Source organism: Halobellus litoreus (genome assembly GCF_024464595.1).
Classification (GTDB): domain Archaea; phylum Halobacteriota; class Halobacteria; order Halobacteriales; family Haloferacaceae; genus Haloquadratum; species Haloquadratum litoreum.
Window position 1 is genome coordinate 74,189 of record NZ_JANHAW010000005.1, and the last position, 13,197, is coordinate 87,385.

Sequence of the window (13,197 nt, forward strand, 5' to 3'; positions counted from 1 at the left end):
CGCGCAAATGGAAGTGAAGGCGCGAATGATAGTAAAAATTAGTTTCTTCGGACTCAGAGTCTCAGAGTCTCCGTTCTCTGTTTCTCCAGACTCTTAACGAGGTCCTCGGGACTTGACCTCTATCCTTGGGATGCTTATCGGAAGGCCCTAAGAGGGGAGTGTTTCCCACAAATGGTGGGAAGTCACGAACGCCGAAGTCAATCATCCGTACAACCTCTCCGGCCCAGAGGGTGTGCTGGACGAGATCACTTCGGCGATTCAGCCCGTCGAGAGGAGCCCCTGACTGTGAATGGTCGAACCCGTGCTCTGGTTTATATACCAATACGAAGGAAGGGATGCGTGTAGAACGAAAATGACTGCACCCTCCAACGGGAACGGATCTCCATTCGACACCGTCCCAGACGCATCCTCCAGCGAACCCAAGTACTCGCCGATCTCCGTCTCCGCGCTCCACGCCGCAGTCGGGCAGCGAGGCCTCCCGGCCGAATACCTTCCCCTCTCTGTTCGTGCCCTTGACGAGCTCCAACTCGCGCTCTCATCCGCGCACAAGGGGAACTTCCTCACACGCCAACTCATCGGACAGGCAGACCGCTCGAAGTACCTCGATGTGCAACGCTACAGCCCGAGTGATGGCGACGATGACGAACCGGTCGGCTCCGGGCTCGACGCGATGGACGACGTCAACATGGGCAATCCATCAGCCGGTCGCGGCCCCGCCCACTTCGACGACATTCTCTTCCTGAGCGGGCCGTACGTGCGAACGCTCCTCGAGGATGTACTGGGATACGCCGTCCCCGAATTTGTCGGCCCAGTCGATCGCTACACACTCACGCCGTGGGCCGAACCGTCGAAACCGCCCCAGGAAGACATCCGAATCGAGTTCGTCCCCGCCGGCTCCGAACCCACGCCCGAGGAGGAGCTCATCGCGGGGATCGACACCTATGCCGTTCGCGCCGAAATCGTCAGGGTCGTCGTCGACGCCTTCGCCATCTACAGCAGTGAACCCGGATTCATGGATACCGTTGACTCTGTCTCCAGCCCGACGCTCGCCGTCCGTGCAGCACCCCACGACGACCTCGTAATGGAAGAACCGGGTCCGTACTCCGCGCCGATCCCCGGCGCGATCAGGCACGCCCCGTCTGATCGGGTGGAGTGAGTGAACGAAAACAGGATGACTACCGGATCGCCCATTTAATACCGCGCACGATTGCCCGGCCGACCACTCGAAGGACCCGTAGGGCATTGTGTTCGCCAACACCGTACTGACTCCCAGTCGGGTGGCCGTGGATACCGTCGTGACAGTACTGACAGACCGTCACGAGGTTCCCCAGGTGGTTCCACCCACCGTCGCGGAGTGAGATTAGGTGGTGCGCGTGGAGAGTCGCCCCGCCGTCGCCAGCGTGAGGTCCACTCCGTCGCCCACACTCTTGACACGTGTAGTTATCGCGTTCGTAGACGGCCTTCCGGCGAGCGTCCCAGTCAGGCGGATACTTCTCGTCGTGACTGCTGGGATCGTCGTATTTCGAGTTGATTCCGGAACTACGCCCAAACATCACTCGTTAGTCCTCGATCAATGTTTCCTGTTCCGGCTCTTCGCCGTCGACGTCGTCACCCTTGGCTTCGGCTTCCTCGAGACGCTCCTCGATCGTCTCCGCATCGAGCTCCGTCGCAGATTCGTCACCATCGAGGAGGTTCTGGAGCGTGAACGCCGCGACATGCGCGAAGTACGACCCATCATGGCCGTACTGTTCGCGAGCGAGTGCGGCTACCTTCGGGGAGGTCTCCTGCGCCGACTCGACACGCTCGAGTGTTCGCCGCGCTGCCTCGAATACCCAGATATCGCGCGTACTGATGTCGACGACCCCGACGTCCTCGGGGACGAGTGAGACATTAATCCTTCCGTCGTCGGTCTTGTACGTCCGGGGCTTGCCGATGACCGCGAGGAACTCGGGTGGCTGAATCTTCTTAAATTTCTTGAGTGCCTCATGCTGGTACTGCCCGGCGTACACCCAGAACGTCCCAGTCGGGTCGACGACACGCACTCGAAGGTACTCCTGGTCGTCGGTTCCGACATCCTCGACGTCCGTGACCGTTCCCATGACACACACTCGGTTCGCTCGCACTCCGGTAGGGAGTGCAACGTAAACCGGGGCACGCTCGTCTTGTGAGGTCTTGAACGTGTATGTCGCTTCGTTCAGCTCGGCGGCAAAGACGTGCTTCGCCACCTCGCGGTCTGGGACAGTCGTCCCCTGCTGTGATTGAGAGTCGCTTGTTGCCATCTTTTCAGTCGCCTCCAAGACCGCCCGCGTGTGCATCATACGAGCGCGGGAGGTCTTCGATAGACGCAGCCGTGAGCCCCGGCCCATCGTAGTTGTATTCTGCGAGCAGTTCCACGACTGCTTCTTCGTAGCCATCCGAGAACGCTCTCTCCGGAGTCTCTTCGACTTCTTCGATGAGGAGATACCGCCCGAGCAGGGGCCCTTCGACGGTGAAACGCCGCCCGATCAGAATGTCAGTGAAGCGGTCGGAGACGACGGTGAAATCCAGCGCGTCGGCCGCCAGCTCCTTGGCCTCCTCCAAGTCGATCCCCGTGACCTCCTCGGTGACGCCATGAGTGAACAGGCATTCCTGGGCCGTGTGCCCATCGTCGATGACCGCTTTGATACGCAGGTCGAACTCGCCGTCGACGGCGCCGTGTTCGCTGCACTCACCGCCCGTGACGACGCGAGTGCAATCGGAAGCCGAGCACCGCTTGATGAGTCCAGACTGCCCCTGGATAGCGACAAAGAATCCCTCGTGCGTCGTGATCATCGTCCCGACATCTGTCACGACTTCCGCGCTATCATGCGCGTGCTCGATAATCTCGCTACGCGAGTTGATTTTCACCGAATAGGAGCCTTCGTACTCCTCAACGACGACGTCTTTGAACGTGTAGGTCGTGTCTTCCTCGATGTCTGGTGGGTCCGACTTTGCCCACGCGGTAAACTTGAGCCGTCCGCTCTCATCGCCGATGAGGCCGACCTGGTGGATAGACTCGTGCTTCGGTTCCCAGAGTTCGACGACCTTCGCGCGAATTGTGACCCACTCGTTATCGGTGGTACACTCAGCAAGAGGGAGAGGATCGTCGGTCGTTCCCCGTTCACTATCGCGTTGAGCCGCCCAGAACGCGTCAGTGTCGATGCCCACCTCTTTGAGAACGTGGCCTCGAACACTCTCGAACGCCTGGGTCCTCGGCACTCGATACGTGTTGACGTAGGAGTCGAAGAGCGTTGCGAGCGCGTCGACGTCATACTCATCAACGCAGTCATCCGGCAGATGGGGAGCCAACTGGTCATGGAGTGACTGCGCGTCTTCTCGGAGGGTGCTCATATGATCTACGGCCTGAACTACGCTTTCTGGTAGTATAAATAAATCCAGCAAATTTGGGTGTCAGCGCTGTTTTTTGGGCCGATACCCCCGGAATCCCGCCACTCTTCAACACGTCACCTTACCGGCGTGTCGCCACCAACTGAAACAACGTCCAGACACGGATGGAGGTGTGAATGTAGATGCAGAATACACTTCGATAGCGGGGTGTCCCACCTTCGACTGCCGTCTCGCAGTCGAGAACAGGTCGACCCTCTACCGCAACCGCTCGATACACAGCACCGCGAGGGGGAATGAGTGCGTCACTGCTGTCCTACGTAACAATCTGTACGACTACAATACGAAGCGTAACGTAGGGAAATTCGCGATGTCACGTTCGCGCTGTGAGGTCCGGGCAGTATGGGATGAAGTGGAGAGGACCGATGGGTAAGAAGCGCTTCTACTGGTAGCCGATGGCCGAGTCGTCGGACCCGCCGTCATCATCTGCCTTCGAACGGACGGCGACATCCCGATCTCGAGGGTCGTCCTCGTCGTTATCCCCGTCGTCGATGGTCGGGAGATCGTCCGTCTCGGGTTCCAGCTCTGTCGCTATTACTTGGAGGTCCTCAGTCGATGGGAAGTCGTCACGAGTCAAAACGCGAGCATCGCGGTCAGCCGCGTTCCGTCGGGCCTCGTCGACGAGGTCAGCGAGATCCGCTCCCGTCATCCCAGCCGTATGCGTCGCGAGATTCGCGTACTCTGTATCCGAGAGCGACGACGGCACATCGGTCAAGTGCGTCCGGAGGATGGCGGTACGGGCTTCCTCGTCCGGGAGGCCAATCTCAAAGTGTGCAGCCAACCGTCCCGGTCGAAGGATCGCCCGGTCGATATCACCCGGTCGGTTCGTCGCCGCAACCACGATAGCCTCACGGTCCTCGTGAGTGAGCTGCGCGAGAAATTCGCTGGTCACCTTCCGGTCCTCAGCATGCGAACCCTTCCCTGAGTATTCGCGCGCTCCGAACAGATGTTCGGCTTCGTCGAGGAAGATGACACACGGCCCAATCTGTTTTGCCTCGTCAAACAGCGTCTTGACCCGGTCACTGCTCTCGTTGATCCACATCGACGTCACGTCCGCTGGAGAGAGCTCGACGAACGGGACAGTGAGTTCGCCAGCAAGCGCTCTCGCGAACATCGTCTTTCCCGTTCCCGGCGGACCATACAGCATGATGCCGCTCTCAGGCTCGACACTGAACCGCGAGAAGCGGTCATCCCCATCGCGATGCGCCAGGAGGGGTTCGAGGACACGGCGTTCGAGATCGGCCTTCACGTCATCGTAGCCGCCGATGTCGGTGAATCGCTGCGGCGGGTGCTGCCAGTCGTACGTCAGGTTCCGCAATTTGGCCTTGGACGGGCTACTCCCGGTCGAGGAATGAGTTCCCGGCGGCCCATCGATGGATACGTCCTCGGCGACGACAGCATCGTTGGCGTTGTGACTGCTCGGGCTCCGATCCCCATTCGCGTTCACGGTCGTGTTCCGGGTCGGGGAGTAGGTAGTTGGGCCGGAGGGGATTCGTTCTCGCTCACGCTGTTTCTCTTGGTTGTTTCGCCCTTTGTCTGTCACCGTGATCACAATGTACGTCCCGACGAAGATAGCGAGTGCGTTCCCCACGGCAAACGGAATATTGAGCGCGTCCGAAAAGTCAGAAACCGGCATGTTCAGGAGGAAAACGTTCACACCCCCGAGCAAGAATACCGTGATGATGAACAGCAGTCCACTCACCCCGATCGAGGGGAGCAGCGGTCGCCCGAGGAACCAGAACGCTGCGAATATAGGGATGGACAGCGGGCCGTACACCGCGAGTCCCCCGAGGCCCGTCCAGAAAGGGTCGAGGACGGCTGGTGCGACCAGCCACCCCCCTGCCATCACGACAGCTGCGACGATCGAGGCTTCGATGAGGCGGCCACGCCGACCGTACGTAGGGAACCGGTCGTCCATTCGGACGAATCCGTAGACAAGGTCGGCAGCGAGGTAGGCGATTGTCGCAGCGAGTAGGGACATGTGTCGATTCCGGTATTGTCTTGATTTGTTGAGATGAGGCGATCGGTTGTCGATTCAGCGTTTTTCGTGAGAAGATACCTGTGAACCGCGCGAAATCCGCAGTCGTTCAGAGTGAGTTAGGTAGTATATTCCGTGTTGCTATATAAGCCTGCGTACGAGTGAGCCGCTCACAGGGCCTAGGGGACGACCGATCGACGACCAGGGGGGGGGTGCTAACGCTACATCCCTCCGCTGTTGTCGCTGTTGCCTGTGCCTGTCTTACCTATCTCGCCGGTTTTGGACGCCTGCCCACCAGCTACACGGCCGAACTCTGAGAGTGTGTGGTTCGGGTTCTGGTTGGGGCCGCCCGAGCCGATCATCGGCTGCGATGCCCGGCGACCCATAGAGTGTGCGAGATACGAGTTCCCGCCGACACCACCGACCATTGCGGCTCCACCGGTCTTCGTCGCGAACTTCGCGCCCTTATAGACGGGGCGAGTCCCAGCCTTTCCAGCTCGGCCTACGCTTCTGGCCGTATCCACGCGTCCCTTCTTTTTTTGAATGCTGTCGATCTGGGACTGCGCCGCTTCGACCTCTTGGCCGGCATCATGCTGCTCGGTCTTCACGGACTTGAACTTCTGTGTGAGGTTGGCAGAGCGGGAAACCCCGTCCGTTCCCATATAGCTCATCTTCACGTCATTCGTGAGGGGGTCGGTCTTGAACTTCGGCGTTTGTCCTTCGACGGGCTGGGCGTCGAGAATCCCCTGCTCTTTCGCCTCGGCCATATCCATGTCGCGCGACGCCATTGAGTTCTGGAGGAACTTGGCCTGCGAAGCGGCCGCCTGTTCATCCTGTTGCGCCTCGTCCAGAGAGGATCTGGCCTCGCTAAGCTTCTGTGTCGTCCCGACGTGATCGAATTTCTGGGCTGCCTTCTTACCAGCGGTCTTCTTCGCTTGCCCTACCATACCCTTCGCTCGGGTCGTCATCCGACTTGCTAAGCCCGATCCACCTGCACCCACGTTCGCACTTCCGGCGCCTCCGGCACCTGCACTCGAGGCAGACGCAGACGCGCTACTGCCCGATGCACCTCCAGCAGTTCCACCGGCCGCCGCGCCACTACCGCCGCTACCGCCTGCTGCACTGCCGGCCGCGGACGCACCGCCGCCTGCTGCACCAACAACGGCGCCACCGACAGCCGCCGTGACAGCCATCGTCGTGACCGCAGCGGCTTCACCAGCCCCGATGGGCTGGCCTGCCCACGAAATGAGCTTCCAGATCGTCACGATGAGCAGGACCGGGAAGATCAGCATTAGCGCAAGTTCGGCAAAAAGAAGGCCGGCATTCCCAATAATGCCACTCTTTGCGGTCTGGAGAATCGCGCCATGCTCAATGACCTGGAACGTCAGCACAATAATGGCGATTACAGGTCCAGCCAACAGAGAAAACACACCCATCCGCATGAACGTCGCGCCGACGCTGCCGACGGACTTCAGCGGGCCTCGTCCTGCAAACCAGACAACCGCGAAGAACGGCGTCCCGATGTAGGCCATCCAAACCATGAACCAGCGCAGGAGCAGGAAGAATATCGACAGTATTAGCGCCAGGACTGCGAGAATCGCAGCGACTACCGAGACGATGAACTTCAGCGCCCACACGCCGGCTGTAGTGGAGCCTCCAAGAAGCCCGTTCCCGTATCCGTAGTTCACACCCGGAGCACTTGGGTCAAGATCTAGGATGGCGACCGTTACAGCGTTTGTTGCATCAATCGCGAACCCCCATGCCGGCTGGGAGATGCCGATAAACAGTAAGATCATCACGACACGGACGACGAGGTCCAACAACCCGGATTCACGATCTTCGCTGAACGGCCACGCGATGAGCGCGAGCGCGATCATTATCGGAAGCAAGACGAGCGATATCTCGAATATTCCAGTCCACGCGTTGGCCGCCGTCGCTGATTCATATGGGTTCGGGATCTTCAACAGACCCTTGATGAGTTCGTCCGTCAGTGCCGTCGATAGTTCGATCGCAATCGCTTCGGCCAAGTCCGCAAAGAACCCGAAAATCGCCTCCGCTATCGCCTCGGGAATGTCACCCAGCCCGAGTTGGAGCGGGACGAACGTCATCAGCAGGAGCGGTTCGACCGGTATCGCCATCGCCATTAACGGTCACCAGAATCGGATGTCAAGGAGTCCGTCGTGTCGTCGTCAGCGATACTCTCGGGCGGTTCCTGCGTCGTTCTGTCTTCTGCGAACGCACTCGACAGTTCCATGTCCAGCTCCCGATTCGACACCGGAGGCATTTCGGACGTCTCAAAATCGGGCTCCGCATTGGGATCAGCTTCACCGGGGCGCATCGGTCCCTCGATTTCCTCAATGTAGTCCCACGGGTCGAGATTGTCGTCGATCATGTAGTGCTCGAAGTCACCGGAATGGATCTCGAGACGGCGGCGCCCGTGCTTTGTCGTCGACAGCAAACATCCGGAGTATCCGGACTCCTGTCCACGTGGAGCCGATTGGAGGTACTTCACCTCAGCCGGAGAAAGATCGAAGTACTCCTTCGTCGCGTCCGACACAGACTGTGCATAGAACAAGAGCTTGATGTCGCAGTTCTCATAGATTTCGCGGCGAGCGTCCGTCCGCATGAACTCGTGAGCCGTCTGACTCATCAGGGTGAGGCCCGCGTCGTAGTGGCGTGCGTGCCTGATGAAGAGATTGATGAGATCCCGCGTCGATTCACGCCCCAGTAGGTAGTGGGCCTCATCGAAGGTCACATCGAAGCGATCTGGCGACCGTTTGGCCTCGAGGTACGCCCACTGGAGCATCGCATGGAGGATCAGCGGCATCTCGCCTGTATCGGCAAACGAACTCATGTCCATCACGACGAGACGCGAGTTCAGTTCGAGGTTTGTTTGGCCGTTCAGGTTCGCGTTGATACCACCTGGCTTGAACGACTCGAACTTTGGTTCCAGCGCCTTCGCGACCTCCTGGTGCTTCTTCGAGGGCGTGATTACTGCCATCGGCACAGAAATGTGCGTCTCCGTGACTGGGTTGCCGTCCTCGTCGAGAATGTCCAACTCCTGGAAGTGCTCGAGCACTGCCTCGTCGACGAGGTCCGATTCGAGCGCCTGCATGAAACCACCTTCTGTGATGATTTTCACACCCTGGATGAGATCGTCGATGATGGGTGATTCGTTCGCGTAGGTGTCGTACTCGCCAAGGATGATCCCCTTCGAGAGGTATGCGTAGTGCGTCGCTTGGATGAGCATACCCTCTTCCGCAGCAGGGAGCCCGCCACGGTCTTCGTAGTGGGTGTTCAGCATCTCTACCACGGAACGCACCGTGAGCGGGTAGGTGTCCTCGGACGCTCCAATCTCACCCGTGGATGCTGAGATGTCCATCGGATTGACTTTCTGCGACCCACCAAAGCGGATGACCTCACCACCCAGTTTCTTCGCGAACTGTGGATAGTCATCACCCGCCGGGTCGAACAGGATGCACTGCACCGTGGGGTCAGTCAGCAGTCGGCGGTAGATTTCGAGTTTTCTAGCGTAGGACTTCCCAGAGCCAGTTTTCCCCGAAATAGTCATCCCGAATCCGGAGTGGGCGTAGCGGTCGAGGATTACTGGGCGCGATGTATCGTCGAAACCCATCATGATACCGTCTTCGTCGTAGATCGGCGGCTCGACGAGGTTGAACAGCGTCCCGAGAGCCTCAAGCTGGATGGGGTGGACGTTCTTGATTGTGTCCGTCGCGAGAGGGACAATAGTCCCATTACCCTCGATCTGTTGGTGGTGTAGTACCGTTGTCTCGACGTCCTGTTCCGCGAGAATGGTGTCAACACGCTCGCGCATCTCGTCGAGTTCCTCGTGCGAGTCCGCGGCAAGTTCCATGTAGATGGCGATGTCAAAGACCTTCGTTGTCCCGCGAATCACGTCTTGAAGAATCCGTAGGAGGTCCTCGCGCTCCAATTCCTCTTGGTGGGTGTCCGTCCGACCCTTTCGGGACTTGAGCGTGAGCGCCGTCGTGGTCTGCGTGTAGCGGCGCTGGAGCTGTTTACGTGTCTTTGCCGGGTCTCGTGGTGTAATGTGTAGCGAGAGGCGGAGGTTTACGTCCGCGATAGTAAGCGGTACGAGCCACCCGAGGTTGACTTTCCGGGGGAAGGCCGTGACGGTCATGATTTGCGTGACCTTCTCTTCACGGACTTGGAACTCAGGGTGGCGCTCCATTGCTCGCGGCGCGACCAGCTTCTTATCAAGCGTCTCTCGCTCTTCGAGGGATTCTGTAGGAGAGACAAGCGGAACTTCTTCGGCCTGGAGCTGGTAGGCCGCCCACTCAATGTTCTTCCGGGTAGCTTCCCGATCGAGGAGTTCTAGGTATTCGAGTGCGACCTGGGTTTCCTTGCCGGAGAGATCGTCGATCGGAATACGTTCAGGCTCGTCTTCCTCGGGTTCGTTCTTTCCGAGGAGTTTCTCAAGGGGATTCATTTTGTAACCTCAGATTCATTTTCAGTCGTCCTGGGGTCCGTGGTGTCAGCGCCAGTATCAGCATCGGGGCCCTCTATATCGACGCCGTCGGTGTCGACCTCGACAACACCGATGTCAGTGTCACGACACTCATCGAGGTCAACGCCAGCGTCTTCATCGTCAGTGTCATCGACGGGGATGGAAGGAATGCCTGCGCCCCCACCGTCGGTCGCCACATCAGACGCGTCGGGGTCAGAAGCGACTACTAGGTTCGAGAGGTCCACCTTTTGTCGCGAACGTACCGCGAGGACGACAGCGATGAGCAGCGCGAAGATGCCCATCGCGTACACCTCAAGCGTGAACGTGGTCACGGCGGGATTTGAGTCCCAGTCTTGGGGATACGCTCCAAGGAACAGAGTGAGTGCATAGCCTGCCGCTGCGAGGCCGGCCACTCCGAGTCCCTTCGTTCTTCGCTCCGAAGGGAACAATACGACAAGACTCAGCACGAATCCAGGCAGACTCGCCGCAGCCGTCGCGAACGACACGGTCCGAGCCAGCCAATAGATGTCCGTACCGCGTTCGGCGATATTCATCGACCAGATGAACGTGCCGAGCGCCCCCACACTGAGTATGAGGCTTAGGAGGCCCAGAAACACACCCGCGTAGACCGCTCGCGGGACGACTGGGAGTGATCCATGTCCAATAGGCCCGATATTACGAGCGTACCAGCTCAGGATACGCGATTCTGCGACGCGCTCAACGGAGTCTGGGTGTGCGTACCCACCATCACCAACCGCTGCCAGCGGGTCGGAATCAAATTCGGAATCTGGTTCGGGTTCGATTTCGGGATGTTCGTCGGAAGCGCGGTCGAACTCGTAGTCACCATCCTCATTCGCCTCGGCCTGTGCCGCTTCTTCGGGAGTATAGGCTGCGTTGGCGACCTCCTGTGCCTTATTGGCCGGGAGTGAGAAGCTACCTTGTTCGAACGAGATAGGTGGCTTCTCTCCGTGATAGACTTCGTAGAGGACCTCAAGGACAGCCGGGCGAGTGTCCAGAATCTCGGCTTCCACCTGCGTCTGGGGGAGCTTCGACGCCACACGCTGGGCGCGGGCTTTCACTTCCTCGATATACTTAGCTTCGTCATCAACCTCAACGTCGTTCCCGCTAGGCATCAACGACTGGATCTGGGCCTTGAGGCCATCGTCAGCCTCCTCATCTTTAGCGACTGCAACCGCGAAGTAGAAGTCGCGGTCACGAATTTCCGCGACATCGACGACGCCCCGGAGCCACTCAGTGTGGTACTTTCGGCCGTAGTCGAGCAGCGGCGACTCATCCAACGGGTCAACATCTTCCTCGTCGTCGCCCGAGTTGATGAGCATATTTTCGGCTCCCTCAAACTGCTTGAGGTAGGGTTCGGGATCGTATGCCGTCGTCATCGAGAGGATCTGTGTTGGGAACTGAACCCCGCGCAGGAACGTCAAGAACGATAGATAGAGGCTTTCTTTGCGTTCTTCAGAGAGGATTAGCCAGTCTCGAGGCTGTATCTGCATCACCATCGCATAGGTGGTAGGCGTTTCCACGACGCCGCCGTCACGGACATTCTTGAAATCCATGAGGTCCAGCGTCGAACCGGCGTCTTCGTATTCAGTCATTTGTTTGTCCTCCATACGTCGCGATCGGCCAATCCGTGTCAAGGCCGTCGTCCGAGTCCGTTGGTTCGTCCGTCTCCGTCTCCGCACCTATCTCGTCAGCATCATCACGAACTCCGTCAGCATCGGCGACAACTGGCTTTGGGCGTCGCGTGATCCACGCCTCAAAGGGTTCATGATACGCGAGATCGTCCTTGTTAGGCTCCGGAGGCTTCCAGACGTAATCCGTTCGCCCACGCAGGTGCCGTGCCATCGCTGCTGCATATTGCAGAGGGCGCTGTCCCGGCGGAGTGCGGCTATAGATGAACAGTCCCACGAGGAATCCGACGAACACCAACGGGAGCGTCACCAGCAGCGGGAGACCGATAGTGTAGAGTATAAGCGGGAGAATAAGGGGCGGCCCCATCGATTCGGCCAATTTGCGGGCCGAGACACCGAACATCTTCGAGGCGAGAAGATTAGATGCCACCGGTACGTCCTGGCTCATTTCGCCACCTCGTCAATCTCGGAGTCACTGTCACTCTCTGCTTCGGCTTCGGTATCGGCCTCAACGTCGCGTTCCGCTTCGATATCGGCGTCCGATTGATCAGGGGCCGAAACCACATGCTGGGTTCGGAGTGCCGGCGGCCACGTTCGTTCAGCAGCGAGAAGTCGCTGTTCGGCTTTCAGCATCATCCCACGCCAGGTCAGCCCGAGACCTTTCCGAACCGAGTCTAACCATTCATACTCCTCTTGAGATGGGATATTGATTCGCGTATTGTAGTCCGAGGGACTCGACGGCCGACTCATCGAAAATCACCGCCGTATTCGTCAGCGTAGCCCTCGTAATCATAGCGCGGGTCGACGATATCCCACTCGTCGCGGTCGCCGGGGTGTCGAAGCACATCTTCGACATCCTCGTGTGCGTCCGCGGGGTGAAGTGTTTCGCCGCCTTCGGCGGCCTGTGCCGCTTGGGCATCCCAACGTTTGTATTCTCTTTCCCGGGTACGTTCGGCCGCAACCGACCGCTGCACATGGTTGGAAGAGGGGGTACGATTCTCCTGCACCTGAGCGACGGCAGCACTCACGTCAAAGTGCCCGGCATCCTCATCGTCACGGTTGCCCTCACTATCGACGTCACTACTGCCGTTCGCGTTAGCGTCCATATCCGTATCTGTGAAACCAGACAGTGGAATTTCGGTCGTTGAGCGAGCACGTTGTCGTTCGCGAATCTGCTCGTGCAGTTGCTCGGTGACATTTGTTCTCTCGGCAGAAACGCCAGCGTGGTCACCCGGTCGAGAGTATGCGAGTTCTGGGTGTAACTCAACGAGGGCTTTGAGGAGGTCTATACTTTCTGCGTGTTTGGCTCCCTCAAGGAGGACGCCGCGCCATATCATCCCGTGCCGATCACGGAGATCGCGTAGGCGGTCAGCTTCTTCCCGAGAGTACCAGTCGACTTGAATTTCAGGCATGGGAGGGTGCTCGCATTTCCAGGCTAGAGGAAGGGCCCTGTTTGGAGCTCACCGGACAGACGCAGTCACCCTCGCACGTATCGTCACGTGCAGGCGACTCGCGCTCGTCCTGGAGGGGCGAGCCATCACTCAACGTACCGGTGAGCGACTGGATTTTTGCAGGACTTGCCATCAGCCGTCATAAGCAGCAGGCAGTTAAGGACTTTTCAAATCTACAACAACTGTGGTGAATGTAGCGCATGTGGAGGG

Annotated in this window: 11 protein-coding genes; 1 reads left to right on the top strand and 10 read right to left on the bottom strand. The window is 58.9% G+C overall.

The window, feature by feature from the left end; translation table 11 throughout:
• The first annotated feature begins 289 nt into the window (after positions 1 to 289).
• Positions 290 to 1,156, top strand: a complete 867-nt coding sequence (locus NO360_RS18300; protein WP_256309274.1) for a hypothetical protein — start codon at positions 290 to 292, stop codon at positions 1,154 to 1,156.
• 19 nt (positions 1,157 to 1,175) lie between these two features.
• Here the strand turns inward: NO360_RS18300 and NO360_RS19040 are convergent, their stop codons facing one another.
• The 10 genes from NO360_RS19040 to NO360_RS18345 all read right to left on the bottom strand — a co-directional run bounded on the left by NO360_RS19040 (position 1,176) and on the right by NO360_RS18345 (position 12,948).
• On the bottom strand, positions 1,176 to 1,553 hold the full coding sequence (locus tag NO360_RS19040) for an HNH endonuclease (RefSeq protein WP_345780225.1): 378 nt from the start codon (positions 1,551 to 1,553) through the stop codon (positions 1,176 to 1,178).
• A gap of 6 nt (positions 1,554 to 1,559) precedes the next feature.
• On the bottom strand, positions 1,560 to 2,318 hold the full coding sequence (locus NO360_RS18305) for a DNA-binding protein (RefSeq protein WP_256309275.1): 759 nt from the start codon (positions 2,316 to 2,318) through the stop codon (positions 1,560 to 1,562).
• Complete coding sequence (locus tag NO360_RS18310; RefSeq protein WP_256309276.1) at positions 2,284 to 3,369, bottom strand: replication factor A; 1,086 nt, start codon at positions 3,367 to 3,369, stop codon at positions 2,284 to 2,286. Before NO360_RS18310 ends, NO360_RS18305 begins: the two co-directional genes overlap by 35 nt.
• 436 nt (positions 3,370 to 3,805) lie before the next feature.
• Positions 3,806 to 5,341 (bottom strand): ATP-binding protein, encoded by a 1,536-nt coding sequence (locus NO360_RS18315; protein ID WP_256309277.1) that lies wholly within the window; start codon positions 5,339 to 5,341, stop codon positions 3,806 to 3,808.
• A gap of 281 nt (positions 5,342 to 5,622) precedes the next feature.
• Positions 5,623 to 7,545 (bottom strand): hypothetical protein, encoded by a 1,923-nt coding sequence (locus NO360_RS18320; RefSeq protein ID WP_256309278.1) that lies wholly within the window; start codon positions 7,543 to 7,545, stop codon positions 5,623 to 5,625.
• On the bottom strand, positions 7,545 to 9,869 hold the full coding sequence (locus NO360_RS18325; RefSeq protein ID WP_256309279.1) for a VirB4 family type IV secretion system protein: 2,325 nt from the start codon (positions 9,867 to 9,869) through the stop codon (positions 7,545 to 7,547). The genes NO360_RS18320 and NO360_RS18325 overlap by 1 nt, the downstream gene beginning before the upstream one ends.
• Complete coding sequence (locus NO360_RS18330; protein ID WP_251331497.1) at positions 9,866 to 11,515, bottom strand: cell division protein CdpA domain-containing protein; 1,650 nt, start codon at positions 11,513 to 11,515, stop codon at positions 9,866 to 9,868. Before NO360_RS18330 ends, NO360_RS18325 begins: the two co-directional genes overlap by 4 nt.
• On the bottom strand, positions 11,493 to 11,984 hold the full coding sequence (locus tag NO360_RS18335; RefSeq protein ID WP_251331496.1) for a hypothetical protein: 492 nt from the start codon (positions 11,982 to 11,984) through the stop codon (positions 11,493 to 11,495). Before NO360_RS18335 ends, NO360_RS18330 begins: the two co-directional genes overlap by 23 nt.
• Positions 11,981 to 12,169, bottom strand: coding sequence for a hypothetical protein (locus NO360_RS18340; protein WP_199710303.1), 189 nt, complete (start codon positions 12,167 to 12,169; stop codon positions 11,981 to 11,983). Before NO360_RS18340 ends, NO360_RS18335 begins: the two co-directional genes overlap by 4 nt.
• Before the next feature lie 113 nt (positions 12,170 to 12,282).
• Positions 12,283 to 12,948 (bottom strand): hypothetical protein, encoded by a 666-nt coding sequence (locus NO360_RS18345; protein ID WP_251331494.1) that lies wholly within the window; start codon positions 12,946 to 12,948, stop codon positions 12,283 to 12,285.
• Positions 12,949 to 13,197 lie beyond the last annotated feature (249 nt).